General features: G+C 72.1%; 18 protein-coding genes and 1 tRNA gene. 16 read left to right on the top strand and 3 right to left on the bottom strand.

The window, feature by feature from the left end; translation table 11 throughout:
* Nucleotides 1-92: 92 nt before the first annotated feature.
* Both ACFV1W_RS08460 and ACFV1W_RS08455 read right to left on the bottom strand, forming a co-directional pair.
* Nucleotides 93-1,760: an APC family permease gene (locus tag ACFV1W_RS08460; RefSeq protein WP_380414309.1), complete on the bottom strand. Its 1,668-nt coding sequence runs from the start codon at nt 1,758-1,760 to the stop codon at nt 93-95.
* 296 nt (nt 1,761-2,056) lie between these two features.
* Nucleotides 2,057-2,141: transfer RNA gene (locus ACFV1W_RS08455), tRNA-Leu, on the bottom strand.
* Nucleotides 2,142-2,475: 334 nt separating this feature from the next.
* On the opposite strand from ACFV1W_RS08455, the gene ACFV1W_RS08450 reads away from it, so the two are divergent.
* Complete coding sequence (locus tag ACFV1W_RS08450) at nt 2,476-3,033, top strand: ATP-binding protein (protein WP_380414307.1); 558 nt, start codon at nt 2,476-2,478, stop codon at nt 3,031-3,033.
* Between the two features lie 170 nt (nt 3,034-3,203).
* Here ACFV1W_RS08450 and idi read toward each other — a convergent pair whose 3' ends face one another.
* A complete protein-coding gene (gene idi / locus ACFV1W_RS08445) occupies nt 3,204-3,854 on the bottom strand; it encodes an isopentenyl-diphosphate Delta-isomerase (RefSeq protein ID WP_380414306.1) in 651 nt (216 codons plus the stop codon).
* A 481-nt stretch (nt 3,855-4,335) separates the two neighbouring features.
* Between idi and ACFV1W_RS08440 the strand changes: the two genes are divergently transcribed.
* From ACFV1W_RS08440 to ACFV1W_RS08370, 15 genes are all read left to right on the top strand, one after another.
* Nucleotides 4,336-5,091 carry a sugar phosphate nucleotidyltransferase gene (locus ACFV1W_RS08440; RefSeq protein ID WP_380414305.1) on the top strand — a complete coding sequence of 252 codons (756 nt, stop codon included), beginning with the start codon at nt 4,336-4,338 and terminating at the stop codon, nt 5,089-5,091.
* A complete protein-coding gene (locus ACFV1W_RS08435) occupies nt 5,079-6,140 on the top strand; it encodes an iron-containing alcohol dehydrogenase family protein (RefSeq protein WP_380414304.1) in 1,062 nt (353 codons plus the stop codon). Before ACFV1W_RS08440 ends, ACFV1W_RS08435 begins: the two co-directional genes overlap by 13 nt.
* Nucleotides 6,141-6,231: 91 nt before the next feature.
* Entirely contained in the window at nt 6,232-6,969 is a 738-nt protein-coding gene (locus tag ACFV1W_RS08430) for a CDP-alcohol phosphatidyltransferase family protein (protein WP_380414436.1), read from the top strand.
* A gap of 11 nt (nt 6,970-6,980) precedes the next feature.
* A complete protein-coding gene (locus ACFV1W_RS08425; RefSeq protein WP_380414302.1) occupies nt 6,981-7,880 on the top strand; it encodes a glycosyltransferase family 2 protein in 900 nt (299 codons plus the stop codon).
* A 140-nt stretch (nt 7,881-8,020) separates the two neighbouring features.
* The gene (locus tag ACFV1W_RS08420; protein WP_380414300.1) at nt 8,021-8,962 is read left to right on the top strand and encodes an ABC transporter permease; all 942 of its coding nucleotides are present in this window, start codon (nt 8,021-8,023) and stop codon (nt 8,960-8,962) included.
* The gene (locus tag ACFV1W_RS08415) at nt 8,955-9,764 is read left to right on the top strand and encodes an ABC transporter ATP-binding protein (protein WP_380414298.1); all 810 of its coding nucleotides are present in this window, start codon (nt 8,955-8,957) and stop codon (nt 9,762-9,764) included. The genes ACFV1W_RS08420 and ACFV1W_RS08415 overlap by 8 nt, the downstream gene beginning before the upstream one ends.
* A gap of 304 nt (nt 9,765-10,068) precedes the next feature.
* The gene (hpnC, locus tag ACFV1W_RS08410) at nt 10,069-11,016 is read left to right on the top strand and encodes a squalene synthase HpnC (RefSeq protein WP_380414296.1); all 948 of its coding nucleotides are present in this window, start codon (nt 10,069-10,071) and stop codon (nt 11,014-11,016) included.
* A 41-nt stretch (nt 11,017-11,057) separates the two neighbouring features.
* Complete coding sequence (hpnD, locus tag ACFV1W_RS08405; protein ID WP_051824615.1) at nt 11,058-11,915, top strand: presqualene diphosphate synthase HpnD; 858 nt, start codon at nt 11,058-11,060, stop codon at nt 11,913-11,915.
* Between the two features lie 148 nt (nt 11,916-12,063).
* Nucleotides 12,064-13,497, top strand: a complete 1,434-nt coding sequence (gene hpnE / locus ACFV1W_RS08400; protein ID WP_380414294.1) for a hydroxysqualene dehydroxylase HpnE — start codon at nt 12,064-12,066, stop codon at nt 13,495-13,497.
* Between the two features lie 197 nt (nt 13,498-13,694).
* Nucleotides 13,695-14,783 (top strand): polyprenyl synthetase family protein, encoded by a 1,089-nt coding sequence (locus tag ACFV1W_RS08395; RefSeq protein ID WP_380414292.1) that lies wholly within the window; start codon nt 13,695-13,697, stop codon nt 14,781-14,783.
* A gap of 7 nt (nt 14,784-14,790) precedes the next feature.
* On the top strand, nt 14,791-16,872 hold the full coding sequence (shc, locus tag ACFV1W_RS08390) for a squalene--hopene cyclase (RefSeq protein ID WP_380414290.1): 2,082 nt from the start codon (nt 14,791-14,793) through the stop codon (nt 16,870-16,872).
* Nucleotides 16,869-17,549, top strand: coding sequence for a 1-hydroxy-2-methyl-2-butenyl 4-diphosphate reductase (locus tag ACFV1W_RS08385; protein ID WP_380414288.1), 681 nt, complete (start codon nt 16,869-16,871; stop codon nt 17,547-17,549). Before shc ends, ACFV1W_RS08385 begins: the two co-directional genes overlap by 4 nt.
* Before the next feature lie 2 nt (nt 17,550-17,551).
* Complete coding sequence (gene hpnH, locus ACFV1W_RS08380; RefSeq protein WP_033348392.1) at nt 17,552-18,580, top strand: adenosyl-hopene transferase HpnH; 1,029 nt, start codon at nt 17,552-17,554, stop codon at nt 18,578-18,580.
* 137 nt (nt 18,581-18,717) lie between these two features.
* A complete protein-coding gene (gene dxs, locus ACFV1W_RS08375; RefSeq protein WP_380414285.1) occupies nt 18,718-20,628 on the top strand; it encodes a 1-deoxy-D-xylulose-5-phosphate synthase in 1,911 nt (636 codons plus the stop codon).
* Complete coding sequence (locus tag ACFV1W_RS08370) at nt 20,618-22,018, top strand: aspartate aminotransferase family protein (RefSeq protein WP_380414283.1); 1,401 nt, start codon at nt 20,618-20,620, stop codon at nt 22,016-22,018. Before dxs ends, ACFV1W_RS08370 begins: the two co-directional genes overlap by 11 nt.
* Nucleotides 22,019-22,125: the final 107 nt, after the last annotated feature.

Below are 22,125 nucleotides of genomic sequence, written 5' to 3'. Positions count from 1 at the left end.
ACTTCTGTCTTCTGTCGGCTGAACCCCGTTCTCCCGCCGACGCCGAAGGGCCGGTCGGAAACCCGACCGGCCCTTCGAAACCGCGTACCCGCTCAGACCCGCGAAGGCTTCGAGGCTCCGGCAGTCCCCGGGGCATCGGCCGACGCCTCGGCCTCCGCCTCGGCCGCCAGCTCACGGCGCACCTCGGCCAACGAGGGGTTCGCCCAGGCGCTGGCGACGCCCCAGTAGTAGAACGCCAGCCCGATCGCGGCCACGATCAGCAGGTCCCAGCCCTCCGGCAGGTAGCCGTGGCCACCGAAGTCGGCGCTGCCGGCCCAGGAGATCCCGGCCATCACGAACAGGTAGGCGACCATCCAGGCACCCGCCATCAGGTGCGGCTTCAGCTCGGCGAACGGCTTGCGCAGCTCGTAGAAGGCCCAGATCGGCAGACCGGCCGCCATCAGCAGGATGACCTTGCCGGTGAGCGGCCAGCGGGCCCAGTACAGGACGAGCGAACCGAACACCATCGCGACCGGTGCGATCACCGGCATGGCCTTGAGCCGGACCGGACGATTCAGGTCCGGGGCAAGGCGGCGCAGCGACATCACGGCGACCGGGCCGGTGATGTACGAGATCACGGTGGCCACCGAGACGATCTCGGCCAGCGAGCCCCAGCCGCGGAAGACCGCGAGGAACAGGAAGGCGACCAGCAGGTTCAGCAGCAGCGCCGGGCGCGGGATGCCGGTCTTGGCGTCGACCTTGCCGAAGATCTTCGGCAGGTGGCCGTTCTCCTGCACGCCGTGGATCATGCGCGAGGTGGTGGCGGCGTAGATCATGCCGGTGCCGGACGGCGAGACGAAGGCGTCCGCGTAGAGCAGCAGCGCGAGCCAGTTGATGCCCCAGGCGATCGCGAGGTCGGCCAGCGGGGAGGTGTAGGAGAGGCTGCTCCAGCCCTTCGACAGGTCGGCGGCCGGGATGGCGCCGATGAAGGCGACCTGCAGCGCGACGTAGATCACCAGGGCGATCAGGATCGAGCCGATGACGGCCTTCGGCAGCGCCTTGCCCGGGTTGCGGGCCTCGCCGGCCAGGTTGAGCGGGGACTGGAAGCCGTTGAAGGCCCAGACGATGCCGGAGACGGCGACGGCGGTGAACACCGCGCTCCAGCCGTTCGGCGCGAAGCCGCCCTGGTCGGTGAAGTGCGAGGTGTCGAAGTGCGCGAGGAGCAGCGCCCCGGCGGTCAGCGTCGGCACGACGACCTTGAACACGGTGATCGCCGTGTTGGTCTTGGCGAACAGCGTGATCGCGAACCAGTTGAGGACGAAGTACACGACGAGCAGGACGCTGGCGAGCGCCACACCGCTGACGGTCAGCTCCTGGCCGTCGTACAACCCCTTGGCCCAGCCGAAGTGCCAGGAGCTCATGTACTGGACCGACGCGGTGGCCTCGCCCGGGATGACCGAGACGATGGCGATCCAGTTGGCCCAGGCGGCCAGGTAGCCGGCCAGCGAACCGTGCGAGTACTGGCCGTACCGGACCATGCCGCCGGCCTTGGGGAACATCGACCCCAGCTCGCTGTACGTGAGGGCGATGGTCAGCGCCACGGCGGCGCCGATCACCCAGGCGAGGATCGAGGCGGGCCCGGCCAGCTTGGCCGCCCGCTCGGCACCGAACAGCCAGCCGGATCCGATGATCGAACCCAGGCCGACCGCGGTCAGGCTGATCGTCCCCAGCGATCGGCGGTAGTTCTGGTGTGATGCCGTCGACGAAGCGGGCTCACTCAACGTATCGGTCCTCTCGCTCGGGGTTCAGCGGATGGTGTCCGTGCTTTTACGGTTTTGGGTCGGTATTCCGGACAAACCCCAGCAGCTTATGGTTTGAAAAGGGGCGAATACCTCAGAGGAAGCTCAAGCCGCCCGATCGTTGCCATCTCGTGTCCGGTTTTCGGACGACTGGACCGGTCGGCGAGGCGAACGCCACACCCCTGGACGGCAGTTGATCGCGAGCGGAATCCGAGCTCGGGCCGGGAAAAGGAAATTCCCCGTGGATTCCTTTCGGATTCCACGGGGAATTTCGACTGTGTCCGAGGGGGGACTTGAACCCCCACGCCCGATAAAGGGCACTAGCACCTCAAGCTAGCGCGTCTGCCATTCCGCCACCCGGACGGGGTGTGTGCTCCGGGGGTTTCTCTCGCCCCCTCGGCGACAGAGAGAACATTACCAGGGTTCTGGAGTGCTTCTCACCTGCGTTTCCTCGGCCGCGCCCCCGGGGGGTCCCGGTGCCCCGCCCCGGTGGGGACGCCGGGCCTGGCAGGACTGGCTGGGACGCCTCGCGAGGGCGCTCGAACCCCGGCCGAAGCGGTGGTGACCGCGAAGCAAACGATCAGTTCCGCCCCCACTCGCGATCGATCTCGATCGAAATCGATCCGACACGGGCAACTTGTCGACGGTGGCCCGGCCGTGCCGACTGCTCTCCTAGCCTCTGTGGACCGAGGGCGCCATGAGCGGATCGCCTGATTCCCGGGTCGCGGACGAAGGGCGGCTGGACGTGGAGCAGATCAGCGGGTCGGCGAAGGCCGAGCCGAGACCCGGCGGCCGGTCGATCGGGCGGCAGGCCGCCGACGACCCCGTCGAGGGCGTGTGGCGCTTCCGGGTGCCCGCCGTCGAGGCCTCCGTGCCGCGCACCCGCCACGCGGTGCGCGACCGCCTGCTGGCCCAGGGCATGGCCGGGGTGCGCTACCAGGAGCTGGTGGACGACGTTCTGCTGATCGTCTCCGAACTGGTCGGCAACGCGGTGCGGCACGCGGCCGAGCTGTCGCCCGAGGTGACGACAGAGCTGTCGGTGCGCCGCGGCTGGGTGCGGGTCTCGGTCGAGGACGGTGACCCGTACCGGCCGAAGGCCCTGGAGAGCGACACCGGCCGCACCGGCGGGCGCGGCCTGCTGCTGGTGAAGAGCGTCACCCTTCAGGCCGGCGGGGTGTGCGACGTCGAGCGCACGGGGGAGGGCGGCAAGGTCATCTGGGCCTCGCTGCCGGTCCCCCCGGAGCCCGCGCACTGACGCCCGGCCCCGCGGAGGCGACGGCTCGAAGCGAGGCGCCCCGCATCAAGACGCCCCCCACCGAGACGCCCCGCCGGAACACCGAGTCGGCCCGCCCGGACCCGGCCGCTACGTCCACGCCCGGCCCGAACCCGAGGGCGGCCGCCCCCGGGAGGGCGCGGGGCCGGCCGCTACCAGTCCCGCCCGGCGATCTCCCGGATCCCCGGCAGCGCCGCCTCGAAGACCGTCTCGAACCAGACAGAGAAGGGCCGCTCCGCCCGCAGCTCGCGCAGCTCCTGCGCGGTCACGAAGGCGAAGTCGTCCACCTCCTCCGGGTGCGGCTCGACCGGCGCGGTCACCAGTCCGACGAACAGGTGGTTCCACTCCCGCTCGATCAGCCCGGAGGCCTCGTCCGGCAGGTCGTAGCGGACCGTCCCGGCCTCGCAGAGCAGCGCCGGCGCGACGCCCAGTTCCTCGGCGGTGCGCCGGGCGGCGGCGACGAAGGGCGGCTCGTCCGGGTACGGGTGCCCGCAGCAGGTGTTCGACCAGACGCCGGGGGAGTGGTACTTGCCGAGCGCCCGGCGCTGCAGCAGCAGCCGGCCCTGGCGGTCGAAGAGGAACACCGAGAAGGCCCGGTGCAGCCGGCCCGGCTGCTGGTGGGCCCAGAGCTTCTCGGCGGTGCCGATCGTGGTGCCCTCGTCGTCGACCAGTTCCAGCAGGATCTCGGCGCCGGGGGTGGCGGCGGAGGCCCGTTGGTCGACCGACACGTCGGTCTCGACGTCGAGACCGGTGTCGATCTCGGCGGCGAAGTGCGTCGGGTCGGTCGGCAGACTCTGGGGCATGGGGCCTCTTTCGGGAAGCGGGAGCAACGGAAGCATCGGGTGCGTCCCGTGCACCGGGTGGAGGGCACGGAACACAGCGGGGGCACCGGCGCCGGCGTCGGGCTCCAGTCTGCCGTATGGGTGGCGGTCGGGACGGGTCCCACGCACAACCGGGCGGATCATGACCCGGAGGAGCCGGGATCCGGGCAGAGACGGGCGCGGGAATCCCCCGGAAGGGTCATTCGGCTCGCAGTTCAGTTCGATGTCCGTTCCAATTCTGTTCGATCACGGCTCCTCCACCCGGCCGTCACCTCGCCGCCTCCCGCCGCGTTCGGGAGGCTGCCCCCGGTCGCCTACCATCACTTACGACACGCTGCCCGGATCTGTGCCGGTCCGGCGCGCCGCCACCGGGCCCGGCCGAAGGCCGTTCTCCGGGGCGACACGGCGCCGCCGTGCCCGTCGGCACATCCCGCGCACCGCACGACGGATCAGGAGACCCCGCATGATCGGCCTCGTTCTGGCAGCCGGCGCCGGCCGCCGGCTGCGCCCGTACACCGACACCCTGCCCAAGGCGCTGGTGCCGGTCGACGGGGAGCGGACCGTCCTGGACCTCACCCTCCGCAACTTCGCCGAGGTCGGCCTGCGCGAGGCGGCGATCGTCGTCGGCTACCGCAAGGAGGCCGTCCACGACCGCAAGGACGCCCTGGAGGGCAAGTACGGCGTCAAGCTCCACCTGGTCGAGAACGACAAGGCCGAGGAGTGGAACAACGCGTACTCGCTCTGGTGCGCCCGGGAGCTGTTCGCCGAGGGCCTGCTGCTGGCCAACGGCGACACCGTCCACCCGGCCTCGGTGCAGCGCACCATGCTGGAGGGCAACCGGCAGCTCGCCGAGGCCGGCCGGGCCCCCGGCATCCTGCTCGCCCTCGACACGGTGAAGAAGCTCGCCGACGAGGAGATGAAGGTCGTCGTCGACCCGGTCGCCGGCATGCGCCGGATCACCAAGCTGATGGACCCGGCCGACGCGACCGGCGAGTACATCGGCGTCACCGTGATCAACCCCGCCGCCGCCGCGGACCTGACCGACGCGCTGCGCGCCACCTACGAGCGCGACCCGCAGCTGTACTACGAGGACGGCTACCAGGAGATGGTCGACCGAGGTCTGCGGATCGACGTGCAGCCCATCGGCGAGGTGTCCTGGGTCGAGGTCGACAACCACGACGACCTGGCGAAGGCGCGGGAGATCGCGTGCCAGTACTGACCCGGCTGGTCCCGTCGCCGCTGTTCGCCGAGATCCGCCCGGGCGCGCTGGACGCGCTCGGCGGCATCCTGGCGGACCAGCGGCTGTCGGCGTCGGGCCGGATCGCGGTGGCGATCAGCAACGGCTCCGGCGCCGCGATGCGCGAGCGCCTGGAGCCGGCCCTGCCCGGCGCCGACTGGTACAACGTCGACGACGGCAGCCTCGACAGCGCGGTGCGCTTCGCCGAGGAGATGCGCGGCCGGCACTACGACGCGGTCGTCGGCCTCGGTGGCGGCAAGATCATCGACGCCGCCAAGTACGCCGCCGCCCGGGTCGGCCTGCCGGTGGTCGCGGTCGCCACCAACCTGGCCCACGACGGCATCTGCTCGCCGGTCTCCACCCTCGACAACGACGCCGGCCGCGGCTCGTACGGGGTGCCCAGCCCGATCGGCATCATCGTCGACCTGGACGTGATCCGGCAGGCCCCGCGGCGTTTCGTGGCGGCCGGCATCGGGGACGTCGTCTCCAACATCTCGGCGTGCGCGGACTGGGAGTTGTCCCACACCGTCACCGGCGAACCGGTGGACGGACTGGCCGTGGCGATGGCCCGCTCGGCGGGCGAGAACCTGCTGCGGCACCCAGGAAGCACTCAGGACCAGGACCTCCTGACGGCCCTCGCGGAAGCCCTGGTACTGTCCGGCATCGCGATGAACATCGCGGGCAGCACCCGGCCCTCGTCGGGGGCCTGCCACGAGATCTCGCATGCCCTGGACGTGCTGTACCCGAAGCGTTCCGCCCAGCACGGCGAACAGGTGGGCCTCGGCGCCGCGTTCGCCAGCTTCCTGCGGGGCGAGCGCGAGCTGACCGGCCTGATCGTGGAGCGCCTGGCGCTCCACGGACTGCCGGTGACCGCAGCTCAAATCGGCTTCACCGAAGCAGAGTTCACCGAGGCGGTGCACTACGCTCCGAACACCCGCCCGGGCCGCTACACCATCCTGGAACACCTCGACCTCTCCCCTTCCGCAATCAGGGACGCGTACGCCGACTATGTCCAAGCCGTCAACAGCTGACCCCTCCACCGCGGGCGCCGAGCGGCCCCCGGTGGACCTGACCCGCCGGCCCTCGATCGAGGAACTGCGCGCGGTGATCCACCCGGAGGGCATGCTCCAGCGCCGCAGCGCCGAGCACTGGGCCGGGCGCCTGTACATGCGGAAGATCTCGCTGCGGATCACCCGCGTGCTGTCCACCATGACGGCGATCACGCCCAACGGCCTGACCTACCTGATGATGCTCACCGGCATCCTGGCCGGTGCCGCGCTGGTCGTGCCGGGCATCACCGGCGCGGTCCTGGGCGCCCTGCTGATCCAGGTCTACCTGCTGCTGGACTGCGTGGACGGCGAGGTGGCCCGCTGGCGCCGACAGACCTCGCTCACCGGCGTCTACCTGGACCGGGTCGGCCACTACATGTCCGAGGCGGCCCTGCTGACCGGCCTCGGCCTGCGCGCCACCGACCTGCTGCACCGCGAGGGCCACGGCTCCCACTGGGAGTGGGCGTTCCTGGGCACGCTGGCCGCGCTCGGCGCGATCCTGATCAAGTCCGAGACGGACCTGGTGGACGTGGCCCGGGCCCGCAGCGGTATGACGGCGGTCGAGGACAGCGCCTCCGTGCCGCGCTCCTCCTCGGTGGCCAAGGCCCGCCGGGCGGCCTCCTTCCTGAAGTTCCACCGCCTGGTCGGCGCGGTCGAGGCCTCGCTGTTCATCCTGGCGGCCGGGATCGGCGACGCCGTGCACGGCGGGCTGTTCCTCACCCGGCTCGCGGTCGTGGTGCTGGCGGCCATCGCCATGCTCCAGACCGTCCTGCACCTGCTGAGCATCGTCCTTTCGAGCAGGCTCCGATGACCACTTCCTCGATGAACACAGCCACCACCGCGGAGAGCTTCCGCCTCGGCGTCGTCATCATCACCATGGGCAACCGGCCCGCCGAGCTCAACGCCCTGATCGAGTCCGTCCGCGCCCAGGAGGGCCCGGCGGTCGAGTTCGCCGTGGTCGGCCAGGGCGTCAAGCTGCCCCCGCTGCCCGAGGGCGTGCGCACCGTCGAACTGCCGGAGAACCTCGGCATCCCGGGCGGGCGCAACGTCGGCATCGAGCTGTTCGGGCCGGACGGCCGGGAGGTGGACGCCGTCCTCTTCCTGGACGACGACGGCCTGCTGCCCCGCACCGACTCGGCCCGCCTGCTGCGCGAGGCCTTCACCGCGGATCCGGAGCTGGGCATCGTGTCCTTCCGGATCGAGGACCCGGACACCGGCGTCACCCAGCGCCGGCACGTGCCCCGGCTGCGCGCCAGCGACCCGATGCGCTCCTCCCGGGTGACCACCTTCCTGGGCGGTGCCAGCGCCGTGCGCTGCAAGGTCTTCGAGCAGGCCGGGCAGCTGCCCGCCGAGTTCTTCTACGCCCACGAGGAGACCGACCTCGCGTGGCGCGCCCTGGACGCCGGCTGGGCCATCGACTACCGGGCGGACGTCGTGCTGCACCACCCCGCCACGTCGCCGGCCCGGCACGCCGCCTACTTCCACAACGTGGCCCGTAACAGGGTCTGGCTCGCGAGGCGGAACCTTCCGGCCCCGTTGGTGCCTCTCTATCTGGGAACCTGGTTTCTGCTGACCCTGGCCCGGCGTCCCTCCGCGGAGGGGCTGAAGGCCTGGATGGGCGGATTCCGGGCGGGCTTCCGCGAACCCTGCGGTCCGCGGAAGCCCATGCGATGGCGTACCGTCTGGCGACTGACCAGGATGGGCCGACCTCCGATCATCTGATTGGATCGAGTGATCGATCGCCGCGGCCGGTGACCACACACCGGACGCAACCCCCGTGATCCCAGTGGATCCCCATCGGCGCAAGGCCGGCGGACCCCCGCCGACCGGCCGCCCCGACCGATCCCGCGTGAAGGACGAATGTGTCGACAGTGAGTGAACCCGCCAGCCTCTCAGCCCCCAGGGGGGCGGACGCGGGCCTGACCCCCAAGCAGCTTGCGGACAAGTACGGTCTGTCGGTGAGCGGTGCCCGGCCGAGCCTGTTCTCCTACACCAAGCAGCTCTGGGCCCGGCGCCACTTCGTCTGGGCCTTCGCCACCGCCCGCCTGGTGGCGCAGTACACCGACGCCAAGCTGGGCCAGCTGTGGCAGGTCGTGACCCCGCTGCTCAACTGCGGCGTGTTCTACCTGGTCTTCGGCGTCATCCTGAAGAGCAAGGACAACTTCCCGCCGAACACCTACATCGCCTGGCTCTGCATCGGCGTCTTCATCTTCCAGTTCACCCAGAACGCGGTGCAGTCCGGCACCCGGGCGATCTCGGACAACCTCGGCCTGATCCGCGCGCTGCACTTCCCGCGCGCCAGCCTGCCGATCGCCTTCACCGTGATCCAGCTCCAGCAGCTGCTGATCTCGATGATCGTGCTGGTCATCACCGTGCTGGCGGCCGGCATCACGCCGGGCAAGACCTGGCTGCTGATCATCCCGGCGCTGTTCCTGCAGACCCTGTTCAACACCGGCGTCTCGCTGATCTTCGCCAGGATCGGTTCCAAGACCAGCGACATCTCGCAGCTGATCCCGTTCGTGATGCGTGCCTGGATGTTCCTGTCCGGCGTGATGTTCAGCATCCAGGACAAGATCTCCAGCTGGCCGCACTACATCCAGACGATCATGGCCCTCAACCCGGCCTCGGTCTACATGGACCTGCTCCGGCACGCCTTCGCGCCGATCATCTACAACAAGCACCAGGCCGCGCACCAGACCATCCCGCCGCACCAGTGGACGTACGGTCTGGCCTGGGGCGTCGGCATGTTCGTCATCGGATACGTCTTCTTCTGGAAGGCCGAGGAGGAGTACGGCCGTGGCTGACACCGACCTGAGCAAGCGCGACGCCGTTGCGGCCGTGAACGTGGCCCGCGAGCCCACCGTCGTCGTCGACGACGTGCACATCGTCTACCGGGTGCACGGCGCCGGCTCCGGCAAGGGCAGCGCCACCTCGGCGCTGAGCCGCATCCTCAGCCGCAAGCGCGGGGCCGGCGTGCGCGAGGTGCACGCGGTGAAGGGCATCAGCTTCACCGCGTACAAGGGCGAGGCGATCGGCCTGATCGGCTCCAACGGCTCCGGCAAGTCGACCATGCTGGCCGCCATCGCGGGCCTGCTGCCGACCGAGAAGGGCGGCATCTACACCAACGGCCAGCCCTCGCTGCTGGGCGTCAACGCGGCCCTGATGAACGAGCTCACCGGTGAGCGAAACGTCATCCTGGGCTGCCTGGCGATGGGCATGACCCCGGCCCAGGTGAAGGCGCGCTACCAGGAGATCGTCGACTTCTCCGGGATCAACGACAAGGGCGACTTCATCTCCCTGCCGATGCGCACCTACTCCTCCGGCATGGGCGCCCGGCTGCGCTTCTCGATCGCCGCCGCCAAGACCCACGACGTGCTGCTGATCGACGAGGCGCTGGCCACCGGCGACCAGGCCTTCCAGCAGCGCAGCAAGCGGCGCATCGACGAGCTGCGCGGCTCCGCCGGTACGGTCTTCCTGGTCAGCCACGACAACAACTCGATCCGCGAGGTCTGCGAGCGGACCATCTGGATCGAGGCGGGCGAGCTGGTCATGGACGGCCCGACCGACGAGGTCGTCGGCCGGTACGAGCGCGGCGAGCGCCCGTAGCCCCCGGCCTCCGAAAAGCCCTGGCTCCCGAGGGCCGGCCCCGGAATACTCCGGAGCCGGCCCTTCGGCATGCGGCCCGGCGCTAGTCCGGCTGGCCGTCCCCGCGAGGGTGAGCGCCACCGTGCGCCGGGCGGGGCGCTCTTCTCGGGCGCGTCGCGTGGTGTCAGGCTGGGGGCGCGGGGGCGATGTGCCGTGCGTGACGCCCGCGCTCGGACGCGTGTCCGAGTCGGACCGGTGGTACCCAGCGGTGTAGAACGGGGGAGTGACTGCAGTGTCGGCTTCGGCCCAGCCCAGAGATACGCCGGTGAACCCCTCCGCGGGGCAGACCCTGGAGAAGGCGGGTGCGGAGAACTTCCCGGTCGCCCCCTTCTTCCTGCCCGCGGCCTGGCGCGACGACCTGATGGCCGTCTACGGCTTCGCGCGGCTGGTCGACGACGCCGGCGACGGCGACCTGGCCGACCCGGCCGCCACCGCCGCCCTGCTCGGGGTCGAGCGGCGGCCGCCCGCCACCCCTTCGGCCCAGTCCGGCCCGCCGAGCCCGGCGGAGGCCTCCTTCCGGCTCGCCCTGCTCGACGGGCTGGAGCGCGACCTCGACCGGGCGTTCGAGACGGCCCTGCGCTCGGCGGATGCCGAACCGCCCCGCCACCCGCTGATGACCGCACTCGTCCCGCTGGTCGACCGGCACGGGCTGACCCCCGAGCCGTTCCGCCGTCTGATCGAGGCCAACCGGGTGGACCAGACCACCACCCGCTACCCCACCTACGACGACCTGGCCGGCTACTGCACGCTCTCCGCCGACCCGGTCGGCCGCCTGGTGCTGGCCATCGCGGGCGTCTCCACCCCCGAGCGGATCGCCCTCTCCGACGCGATCTGCACCGCCCTCCAGGTGGTCGAACACCTGCAGGACGTGGCCGAGGACCTCTCCCGCGGCCGGATCTACCTCCCCACCGAGGACCTCGAACGCTTCGGCGTCACCGAGGAGGAGCTCGCCGCCCCCCGGGCGACCGCAGCGGTTCGGGAACTGATCGCCTTCGAGGCCGAACGTGCCCGCACCCTGCTCGACCGCGGCGCACCATTGGTAGGTACGGTTCGGGGGAGGCTTCGACTGCTCCTGGCGGGATTCACCGCAGGCGGCTACGCGGCCCTGGCGGCCGTCGAGGACGCCGGGTACGACGTGCTCGCCCGGCAGGCGAAGCCGGACAAGCGTCGCCTCGCAGTGAAGGCGGCGGCCATCTTCGCGAAGGGAAGGTGAACGCCCGAGTGGCGGCATCACCACTGGCGTCGGCCCAGGTCATGGCGGCGTACCGGTACTGCGAGGCAGTCACCGGACTGCAGGCGCGCAACTTCAGCTACGGCATCCGGCTGCTGCCCGAACCCAAGCGGCTGGCCATGTCGGCCCTGTACGCGCTGGCCCGCCGGGTGGACGACATCGGCGACGGCGACCTCCCGGCCGACCGCAAGGCCGAGGCGCTGGTGCGCACCCGGGAACTGGTGGACGAGGTCCGCTCCGGGACGGTCGCGGAGGACGACACCGACCCGATCAAGGTCGCCCTGGCCGACGCGGCCCGGCGCTTCCCGATCCCGCTCGGCGGCTTCGACGAGCTGATCGACGGCGTGGAGATGGACCTCAAGGGCGCCGAGTACCAGACGTACGAGGAGCTGAAGGTCTACTGCCGCTGCGTGGCCGGCGCCATCGGCCGGCTCTCGCTCGGCGTCTACGGCTGCGAGGACCCGGAGCGCGGGGCGCGCTACGCGGACACCCTGGGCCTGGCCCTGCAGCTCACCAACATCCTGCGCGACCTGCGTGAGGACGCCCTGAACGGCCGCACCTACCTGCCCACCGAGGACCTGGTCCGGTTCGGCTGCGAGCAGGGCTTCGCGCTGTCCAAGCCGCCGGTCGGCGCAGACTTCACCGGACTGGTGGCCTTCGAGGCCGCCCGCGCCCAGGCCGCCTTCGAGGAGGGACTGCGGCTGCTGCCCATGCTCGACCGCCGCAGCCGCGCCTGCACCGCGGCGATGGCCGGGATCTACCACCGGCTGCTCGGCCGGATCGCCGCCGATCCCGAGTCGGTGCTGCGCGGCCGGGTCTCGCTGCCGGGCTGGGAGAAGGCGTACGTCGCGCTTTCCGGGCTCGCCGGGGGGCGTTCTTGATTCTCGCCACGGTTCTGTCACGCTGTGTCAGCGGGGAATCACATCCGGGCAGAGCCGCGTTGACCACGATGCTGACCACGACAGTGCCGGCCGCCAGCACGCCGGCCACACCGACCGCCACCGGGCGGTCCAGCGAGGGGGAGGGCCGATGACCGGGCGAGCCGTTGCCGCGCGCCCGGCCGCCGTCGTGGTCGGCGGCGGCCTGGCGGGGATCACCGCCGCACTGCGACTGGCCGAGGCCGGCCATGACGTCACCCTGGCCGAGGGGCGCCCCCGGCTCGGCGGCCTGGCGTTCTCCTTCCAGCGCGGCGAGCTGACCGTCGACAACGGCCAGCACGTCTTCCTGCGCTGCTGCACCGCCTACCGCGGACTGCTGGAGCGCCTCGGCGCCGCCCGGATGACCCACCTCCAGGACCGCCTGGACGTCCCGGTGCTCTCCGTCACCGGCCCCGAGCACGCCCCGGTGCGCACGCTGGGCCGGCTGCGCCGGGCCGGCCTGCCCGTTCCGCTGCACCTGGCCGGCAGCCTCGCCCGCTACCCGCACCTGTCGCCGGCCGACCGCGCGCGGGTGGTCCGGGGCGCGCTCGCCCTGAAGGGCCTGGACCTCGCCGACCCGGCGCTGGACCGGCTCTCCTTCGGCGAGTGGCTGCGCCGCAACGGTCAGAACGCCGCCACCACCGCCGCGCTCTGGGACCTGGTCGGCGTCGCCACCCTGAACGCCCGGGCCGACGAGGTGTCGCTGGCGCTCGCCGCGATGGTGTTCAAGACCGGCCTGCTCTCCGACCCGGGGGCCTCTGACATCGGCGTCCCCGCCGTTCCGCTCGGCGTGATCCACCACGACCGGGCGCTCGCCGAGCTGGAACGCGCCGGCGTGCGGGTGCTGCTGCGCGCCCGGGTCGCGGAACTCAAGCCCGCCGCGCCCCAGCACGCCGTCCGGCTGGAGGACGGGCAGCTGCTCACCGCCGACACCGTCGTGCTGGCCGGCGCCCAGGACACCGCGGCCGCCCTGCTGCCGCCCGGCGCCGTCCCCGGGCAGGAGCGGCTGGCGGAGTTCGGCACCACACCGATCCTCAACGTGCACGTGGTCTACGACCGCAAGGTGCTGCGCCGGCCGTTCTTCGCCGCGCTCGGCACCCCGGTCCAGTGGGTCTTCGACCGCACCACCCACTCCGGCCTGGCCGGTACCGGGCTGGGCCGCGCCCACCCCTGCGCCCAGTACCTGGCGCTCTCGCAGTCCGCCGTCCGGGACGAGATCGACCTGCCGGTGGCCGAGCTGCGCCGCCGCTACCTGCCCGAGCTGGCCCGGCTGCTCCCGGCCGCCGCGGGCGCCGAGGTGCTGGACTTCTTCGTCACCCGGGAGCGCACCGCCACCTTCGACGGGGCACCCGGCAGCGCCGAGCTGCGCCCCGGAGCCGCGACCGGCGTCCCCGGCCTGCTGCTGGCCGGCGCGTGGACCGCCACCGGCTGGCCCGCGACCATGGAGGGCGCCGTGCGCAGCGGCCACGCCGCGGCCGACGCCGCGCTGGCCGCGGCCGGTGCCCGGGCGCCGGTGGACCGGGGCGACGGGCGGTGGCCCAGGTGACGGCGGGCCCCGTCGCCGGGGAGCCCGCCAGAGCCCACGGGCGTACCGTCGGCCCCATCGGCCGTACGGACACCGTTCGCTCCGCCACCATTGGCACCGACAGCACCCGCATCGTCCGCACCGGCATCGACACCAGCCGCACCGACAGCACCCGGCCGCCCCGTGCGGTCCGGCACCACGAGGGAGAGGGAACGCACGTGGAGTCACGCACCGGCTTCGCCGTCGGAGGCACGGCACACGCCGAACCGGTCTCGGTGCCGGAGCTGCTCGCCCGCAGCCGTACGCTCTGCACCCCGCCGCTACGGGCCACCGTCGCCCGTCTGGCCGCACCGATGGACACCGTCGCGGCGTACCACTTCGGCTGGATCGACCGGGACGGCACGCCGGTGGAGGGGGACGGCGGCAAGGCCGTGCGCCCGGCGCTGGCGCTGCTCTCGGCCCAGGCCGCGGGTGCGGCGGCCGAGGTGGGCGTGCCCGGTGGGGTGGCTGTTGAACTGGTGCACAACTTCTCCCTGCTCCATGATGATCTGATGGACGGTGACGAGACCCGACGGCACCGGGCCACCGCCTGGACGGTCTTCGGTCCGGCCCAGGCGATCCTGGTCGGTGACGCCCTCGCGACGCTCGGCACGGAGGTGCTGCTCGACGCCGGGGACACCGGCGGCACCAGCCCCGCCGACGCCGCGCGCGCCGTCCGGCTGCTCACCACGGCGACCCGCCGCCTGATCGACGGCCAGGCCATGGACGTCGCCTTCGAACAGCGCGACAGCGTCACCGTCGCCGAGTGCCTGGAGATGGAGGGCGGGAAGACGGCGGCCCTGCTGGCCGCCGCCTCGGCGATCGGCGCCGTTCTGGCCGGGGCCGACGACAAGGTCTCCGGCGCGCTCCAGCGCTACGGCCACCACCTGGGCCTGGCCTTCCAGGCGGTGGACGACCTGCTCGGCATCTGGGGCGCGACCGAGGTCACCGGCAAGCCGCACTGGGGCGACCTGCGCCAGCGCAAGAAGTCCCTGCCGGTCGCCGCCGCGCTCGCCGAGGGCGGGGCCGCCTCGCGCCGGCTCGCCGAGGAGCTCGCGGACCCGAAGGGCCGGGGCGAGGAGAGCGAGCCCGAGCTCGCCGCCCGGGCCGCGTTGATCGAGGCGGCCGGCGGCCGGGCCTGGACCCGGGAGGAGGCCCGCCGCCAGCACACGACTGCCCTCGCCGCCCTGGACGAGGTGCCCATGTCCGACGCGGTGCGCGAGCACTTCGTCGCACTCGCCGAATTCGTGGTGGTACGAGAGAGGTGACGTTACGTTGACAGCAACCGCGGACGGCCGGCTCGACCCTGAGTACGATTCCGAGCCGGTCGCGGTGGGCGACCACCCCCCGGCCCTGTTGGGTGCGGGGCGGTGGCAGCCCGAGGACACCGACCGGCCGCGGCCGTCCGGTGAGGCTGACCGGCAGCCCGGCGACGCGCGCGAGGCCCTGGCGCGCGCCACCATCCACCTGCTCTCGCTGCAGTCCTCCGAAGGCTGGTGGAAGGGCGACCTGGAGACCAACGTCACCATGGACGCGGAGGACTTACTGCTCCGCCAGTTCCTGGGCATCCGGACGGAGGAGCAGACCCGGGCCACCGCCGAGTGGATCCGCTCCCAGCAGCGGGAGGACGGCACCTGGGCCACCTTCCACGGCGGGCCGGCCGAACTGTCCACCACCGTCGAGGCGTACGTCGCCCTCAAGCTCGCCGGCGACGACCCGAACGCCCCGCACATGCTGGCCGCCGCGCGGTACGTCCGCTCCGCCGGGGGCATCGCGGCCGCCCGGGTGTTCACCCGGATCTGGCTCGCGCTCTTCGGCTGGTGGCCCTGGGAGCGGCTGCCCGAGATGCCGCCCGAGATCATCTTCCTGCCCAAGTGGCTGCCGCTGAACATCTACGCCTTCGGCTGCTGGGCCCGCCAGACCATCGTCCCGTTGACCGTCGTCTCGGCCCACCGCCCGGTCCGTCCCGCCCCCTTCGCGCTCACCGAGCTGCACACCGACCCGGACGACCCGTACCCCCACCGGCCGCTCGCCCCCGCCACCAGCTGGGACGGCCTGTTCGAGCGCCTGGACAAGGTGCTGCACGCCTACCACCACCGGGCCTTCCGGCCGCTGCGCCGGCTCGCCGTCGCCCAGGCCTGCCGCTGGATCGTCGAGCGGCAGGAGGCGGACGGCTGCTGGGGCGGCATCCAGCCTCCGGCGGTCTACTCGCTGATCGCCCTGCACCTGGAGGGCTACGAGCTGGAGCACCCGGTGATGAAGGCCGGGCTCTCCTCCTTCGACCGCTTCACCGTGCACACCGAGGACGGCATGCGCTGGATGGAGGCCTGCCAGTCCCCGGTCTGGGACACCTGCCTGGCCACCATCGCGCTGGTCGACGCCGGGGTCCCGGCCGACCACCCGGCGCTGGTCTCCGCCGTCGACTGGATGCTCGGCGAGGAGATCCGCAAGCGCGGCGACTGGTCGGTCCAGCGGCCCTCGCTGCCGGCCGGCGGCTGGGCCTTCGAGTTCGAGAACGACACCTACCCCGACATCGACGACACCGCCGAGGTGGTGCTCGCGCTGCGCCGGGTCGCCCACCCCGACCCGGCCAGGGTCGAGGCGGCGGTGGACCGGGGCGTGCTGTGGAACCTCGGCATGCAGTCCAAGAACGGCGCCTGGGGCGCCTTCGACGTCGACAACACCAGCCTGCTGCCGAACAAGCTGCCGTTCTGCGACTTCGGCGAGGTGGTCGACCCGCCGTCCGCCGACGTCACCGCCCACGTGGTGGAGATGCTCGCCGAGACCGGCCGGGCCCGCGACCCGCGGACCCGGCGCGGCATCGAGTGGCTGCTTCGCAACCAGGAGGCGGACGGCTCCTGGTTCGGCCGCTGGGGCACCAACTACATCTACGGCACCGGCTCGGTGCTGCCCGCCCTGGTCGCGGCCGGGGTCCCGGACGAGCACCCGGCGATCCGCCGGGCGGTGCGCTGGCTGGAGGACCGGCAGAACACCGACGGCGGCTGGGGCGAGGACATGCGCTCCTACGAGGACCCGGCGCGCTGGGCCGGGCGCGGCGACTCCACCGCCTCGCAGACCGCCTGGGCCCTGATGGCGCTGCTCGCGGCCGGCGAGGGCCCGGACGGCCGGGCCAACCCGGCGGTGGAGCGCGGCGTGGAGTGGCTGGTGCGCACCCAGCTGCCCGAAGGGACCTGGGACGAGCCGCAGTTCACCGGCACCGGATTCCCCTGGGACTTCTCCATCAACTACCACCTGTACCGGCTGGTCTTCCCGGTCACCGCGCTCGGCCGCTACCTCAACGGCGCCCCCGGCATGGTGAAGCCCGGCGGTGCCCCGGCGATCGGGGCGGCGCGGTGACCACCGCACCCCTGCTGGTGCTCTGCGCGCTGGGTCCCGAGGTGTGGGCCCTGCGCGGTGGAGACTGGCGCGGCGCGGCCGGCGGGTCCCCGGTGCTGGTGCGCACCGGGGTCGGCCGGCGGCGTGCCGGGACGGCCGTCCGCCGGCTGCTCGGCTCCGCCCCGGGCAGCTACGGCGCGGTCGTGGTGGCGGGCTTCGGTGCCGCCGTCGGGCCGGGCGTGGCACCGGGCGACGTGGTGGTCGCCGACGGCGTGCGCGACGCCGAGGGCCACCTCTACCCGGTCGACTCCGGGCCGGAGCTGGCCCGGGCGCTCAAGGAGCAGGGCCTGACCGTGCGCACCGGGGTGCACCACACCGCCGACCACGTGGTGCGCGGCATCGAACGGCGCGCCCTGCACCGCCTGGGCGCGCTCGCCGTCGACATGGAGGCCGCCGCCGTGCTCGCCGCGCTGCGGGAGGTGCGCCCGGCCCTGCCCGTCGCGGTGCTGCGGGTGGTGGTCGACACCCCCGAGCACGAACTGCTGCGCCCCGGCACCCTGCCCGCCGGGGTGCGCGCCTGGCGGACCCTCCGGGCGACGGTACCCGCCCTGGTCGACTGGTACCGGCAGGAGCCCGGCGACGGCTCCGCAGACCTGAACCACCCCACATCCTCGACGCTCCCCCAGGAGGCGAGCTAGCCATGGCCATGCCGTTGCGCCAGACCGTGCGGGTCGGCACCTACCTGATGCAGCAGAAGCTGCTCAAGCGACGGGACAAGTTCCCGCTGATCGTCGAGCTGGAGCCGCTGTTCGCCTGCAACCTCGCCTGCGAGGGCTGTGGCAAGATCCAGCACCCGGCGGGCGTGCTCAAGCAGCGGATGCCCGTCGCCCAGGCGGTCGGAGCGGTCCTGGAGTCCGGTGCCCCGATGGTCTCGATCGCCGGCGGCGAGCCGCTGATGCACCCGCAGATCGACGAGATCGTCCGGCAGCTGGTCGAGCGCCGCAAGTACGTCTTCCTCTGCACCAACGCGCTGCTGCTGCGCAAGAAGATGGACAAGTTCAAGCCCTCGCCCTACTTCACCTTCGCCGTGCACATCGACGGCCTGCGGGAGCGGCACGACGAGTCGGTGGCCAAGGAGGGCACCTTCGACGAGGCGGTGGCGGCGATCAAGGAGGCCAAGCGGCGCGGCTTCCGGGTGACCACCAACAGCACCTTCTTCAACACCGACACCCCGCAGACCGTCATCGACGTCCTCGACTACCTCAACGACGAGCTGAAGGTCGACGAGATGATGATCTCCCCGGCCTACGCCTACGAGAAGGCCCCCGACCAGGAGCACTTCCTCGGCGTCGAGCAGACCAGGGAACTCTTCCGCAAGGCCTTCGCCGGCGGCAACCGCAAGCGCTGGCGCCTCAACCACAGCCCGCTCTTCCTCGACTTCCTGGAGGGCAAGGCCGACTTCGAGTGCACCCCCTGGGGCATCCCCAACTACTCGCTGTTCGGCTGGCAGCGCCCCTGCTACCTGATGGCCGACGGTTACGTGCCGACGTACCGCGAACTGGTCGAGAAGACCGACTGGAGCAAGTACGGGCGCGGCAAGGACCCGCGCTGCGAGAACTGCATGGCCCACTGCGGTTACGAGCCGACCGCCGTCCTCGCGACCATGGGCTCGCTCCAGCAGTCGCTGCGCGCGATCACCGAGACCGTCAGCTCCAGCCGCGGGCACTGAGGCCGGGCCCGCGACGCCCGGGTCCGACAGCAGTACCGCCCCGAGTTCCCGTCCGGCCCGGGCCACCGTGCCCGGGCCGGCCCCGCCGCCTCCGGGCGCAGGCACCACCGCACCGCTCCGAGTCGTGAGGTGTACCCATGTCACTGCTCTCCCGCGTCACGTCCCCGGCCGAACTGCGAAAGCTCCCCGCGTCCGAACTGCCGCTGCTCGCCGACGAGATCCGCGACTTCCTGATCGACGCCGTCACCCGCACCGGCGGCCACCTCGGGCCCAACCTCGGCGTGGTGGAGCTCACTATCGCGCTGCACCGGGTCTTCGACTCGCCGTACGACCGGATCGTCTTCGACACGGGCCACCAGAGCTACGTCCACAAGCTGCTCACCGGACGCCAGGACTTCTCCCGGCTGCGGATGAAGGACGGGCTGTCCGGCTACCCCTCACGGGCCGAGTCCGAGCACGACCTGGTCGAGAACTCGCACGCCTCCACCGCCCTCTCCTACGCCGACGGGCTGGCCAAGGCGGCCCAGCTGCTCGGCCAGCACGACCGGCACACCGTCGCGGTGATCGGCGACGGCGCGCTCACCGGCGGGCTCGCCTGGGAGGCGCTCAACAACATCGCCGACGCCAAGGACCGGCCGCTGGTCATCGTCGTCAACGACAACGAGCGCTCCTACGCCAGGACGATCGGCGGGCTCGCCCACCACCTGGCCACCCTGCGCACCACCCAGGGCTACGAGCGCTTCCTCGCCCTCGGCAAGGAGGCGCTGCAGCGCACCCCGCTGGTCGGGCAGCCGCTCTTCGACGCACTGCACGGGGCCAAGAAGGGCTTCAAGGACGCCTTCGCCCCGCAGGGCATGTTCGAGGACCTCGGGCTGAAGTACCTCGGGCCGATCGACGGCCACGACGTGGGCGCGGTGGAACAGGCGCTGAGGCGGGCCCGCAACTTCGGCGGACCGGTCATCGTGCACTGCCTGACCGTCAAGGGGCGCGGTTACCCGCCCGCCGAGCAGGACGAGGCGGACCGCTTCCACGCCGTCAACCCGATCGACCCGTACACCTGCCTGCCGATCTCGCCCAGCGCCGGGATCCCCTGGACCTCGGTGTTCGGGGAGGAGCTGGTCGCGCTCGGCGCCGAGCGGCCCGACCTGGTGGCGATCACCGCCGCGATGCTCCAGCCCGTCGGGCTGGAGCCGTTCGCCAGGGCCTACCCGGACCGGACCTTCGACGTCGGGATCGCCGAACAGCACGCCGTCACCAGCGCGGCCGGCCTGGCCATCGGCGGGCTGCACCCGGTGGTGGCGGTGTACTCGACCTTCCTGAACCGGGCCTTCGACCAGGTCCTGATGGACGTCGCCCTGCACAGGCTGGGCGTCACCTTCGTGCTGGACCGCTCCGGGGTGACCGGCTCGGACGGGGCCTCGCACAACGGCATGTGGGACATGTCGATCCTCCAGGTCGTCCCCGGACTGCGGCTCGCCGCGCCGCGCGACGCCGAGCAGCTGCGGGCCCAGCTGCGCGAGGCCGTCGAGGTCGAGGACGCGCCGACCGTGGTCCGCTTCCCCAAGGGGAACGTCGGCGCGACCGTCCCGGCGGCCGAGCGGATCGGCGGGACGGACGTGCTGCTGCGCACCGGACCGGCGCCGGAGATCCTGCTGGTGGCCGTCGGCAGCACCGCCTCCGCCTGCCTGGACGCCGCCCGGCTGCTGCTCGCCGAGGGCTTCACCGCGACCGTGGTGGACCCGCGCTGGGTCAAGCCGGTCGACCCGGCGCTGCCCGAACTCGCCGCCACCCACCGGCTGGTGGTCACCGTCGAGGACAACGGGCGTACCGGCGGCGTGGGTTCGGCCGTCTCCCAGGCGCTGCGCGATGCCGACGTGGACGTCCCGGTGCGGGTGCTCGGCCTGCCGCAGGAGTTCCTCGGCCACGCCGCGCGCGGCGAGATCATGGAGGAGACCGGCCTGACCGGCACCGGGGTCGCGGCCCAGACCGCCGTCTTCGCCAAGAACCTGCTACCGACCCGAGGAGCGAACCCGCGCCATGCCGGCTGAACCAGACCGCCCCGCCTTCGACCTCGCCGCCCTCCTCGCCGAACGCGGCCGCGAACGCTACGAGTTGCACAGCCGCTACCTCAACCCCCAGCTGCCGCGGATGCTGCGCACCATCGGCTTCGACAAGTACTACGAGCGCGCGCAGGGGCAGTACTTCTACGACGCCGAGGGCAACGAGTACCTCGACATGCTGGCCGGCTTCGGCATCTTCGCGCTCGGCCGGCACCACCCGGCGGTGCGCTCGGCGGTCCAGCAGGTGATGGACCTGGACCTGCCGGACCTGGTCCGCTTCGACTGCTCGCCGCTGCCCGGACTGCTGGCCGAGCGGCTGCTCTCCCTCGCGCCCGGGCTGGACCGGGTGTTCTTCGGCAACAGCGGCACCGAAGCGGTGGAGACCGCCCTGAAGTTCGCCCGGTACGCCACCGGCCGCAAGCGCGTGCTCTACGCCGACCACGCCTTCCACGGGCTGACCACCGGCTCGCTGTCGGTCAACGGCGAGGGCGGCTTCCGCAAGGGCTTCGACCCGTTGCTGCCGGACACCGCCATCCCGCTCGGCGACCTCGGGGCGCTGGCCAAGGAGCTGAAGCGCGGGGACGTCGCGGCGCTGATCGTGGAGCCGATCCAGGGCAAGGGCGTCCAGGCGCCGCCGCCCGGCTGGCTGCGGGCCGCCCAGGCGCTGCTGCACGAGCACAAGGCGCTGCTGATCTGCGACGAGGTGCAGACCGGGATCGGCCGCACCGGCGAGTTCTTCGCGTACCAGCATGAGGAGGGCGTGCTGCCCGACCTGGTGTGCGCGGCCAAGGCGCTCTCCGGCGGGTACGTGCCGATCGGGGCGACGCTCGGCAAGGGCTGGGTCTTCGAGAAGGTGTACTCCTCGATGGACCGGGTGCTGGTGCACTCGGCCAGCTTCGGGTCCAACGCCCAGGCGATGGCCGCCGGGCTGGCGACCCTGGAGGTGATGCGCGAGGAGAAGGTGGTGGAGAACGCCCGGCAGGTCGGCGACCGGTTCCGCGAGCGGCTCACCGCGCTGATCGACCGGTACGAGCTGCTCGCCGAGGTGCGCGGCCGCGGGCTGATGATCGGCATCGAGTTCGGCCGGCCCAGGTCGCTGAAGCTGCGCACCGGCTGGACGGCCCTCCAGGCGGCGCGCAAGGGGCTGTTCGCGCAGATGGTGGTCGTCCCGCTGCTCCAGCGGCACCGGATCCTGACCCAGGTGTCCGGTGACCACCTGGAAGTGATCAAACTGATTCCACCGCTGATCATCACCGACCGGGACGTGGACCGGTTCCTCGACGCCTTCACCGAGATCATGGACGAGGCCCACCGGGGTAACGGCCTGGTGTGGGACTTCGGCCGGACCCTGGTGAAACAGGCGGTGGGCAACCGGTAGTCCGGCGGGGAGTGGGTAAAGGTGGGGGGCCCAAAGCCACACCCGGGGGGTAAAACCCGAAAAGCAAGGTGACCGGGGTCGCCTTTACCCACACGAGATAAGAGACG

The organism is Kitasatospora sp. NPDC059648 (genome assembly GCF_042734825.1).
GTDB lineage: Bacteria > Actinomycetota > Actinomycetes > Streptomycetales > Streptomycetaceae > Kitasatospora.
This window is presented reverse-complemented; position numbering and strand designations above follow the sequence as displayed.

Excerpts from the sequence above, each read along its gene's own strand:
- ACFV1W_RS08370 (WP_380414283.1), top strand. The coding sequence starts at position 20,618 with ATGCCGGCTGAACCAGACCGCCCCGCCTTCGACCTCGCCGCCCTCCTC.
- ACFV1W_RS08425 (WP_380414302.1), top strand. The coding sequence starts at position 6,981 with ATGAACACAGCCACCACCGCGGAGAGCTTCCGCCTCGGCGTCGTCATC.
- dxs (WP_380414285.1), top strand. The coding sequence starts at position 18,718 with ATGTCACTGCTCTCCCGCGTCACGTCCCCGGCCGAACTGCGAAAGCTC.
- hpnD (WP_051824615.1), top strand. The coding sequence starts at position 11,058 with ATGGCGGCGTACCGGTACTGCGAGGCAGTCACCGGACTGCAGGCGCGC.
- hpnH (WP_033348392.1), top strand. The coding sequence starts at position 17,552 with ATGGCCATGCCGTTGCGCCAGACCGTGCGGGTCGGCACCTACCTGATG.
- ACFV1W_RS08440 (WP_380414305.1), top strand. The coding sequence starts at position 4,336 with ATGATCGGCCTCGTTCTGGCAGCCGGCGCCGGCCGCCGGCTGCGCCCG.
- ACFV1W_RS08430 (WP_380414436.1), top strand. The coding sequence starts at position 6,232 with ATGCTCCAGCGCCGCAGCGCCGAGCACTGGGCCGGGCGCCTGTACATG.
- hpnE (WP_380414294.1), top strand. The coding sequence starts at position 12,064 with ATGACCGGGCGAGCCGTTGCCGCGCGCCCGGCCGCCGTCGTGGTCGGC.
- ACFV1W_RS08450 (WP_380414307.1), top strand. The coding sequence starts at position 2,476 with ATGAGCGGATCGCCTGATTCCCGGGTCGCGGACGAAGGGCGGCTGGAC.
- idi (WP_380414306.1), bottom strand. The coding sequence starts at position 3,854 with ATGCCCCAGAGTCTGCCGACCGACCCGACGCACTTCGCCGCCGAGATC.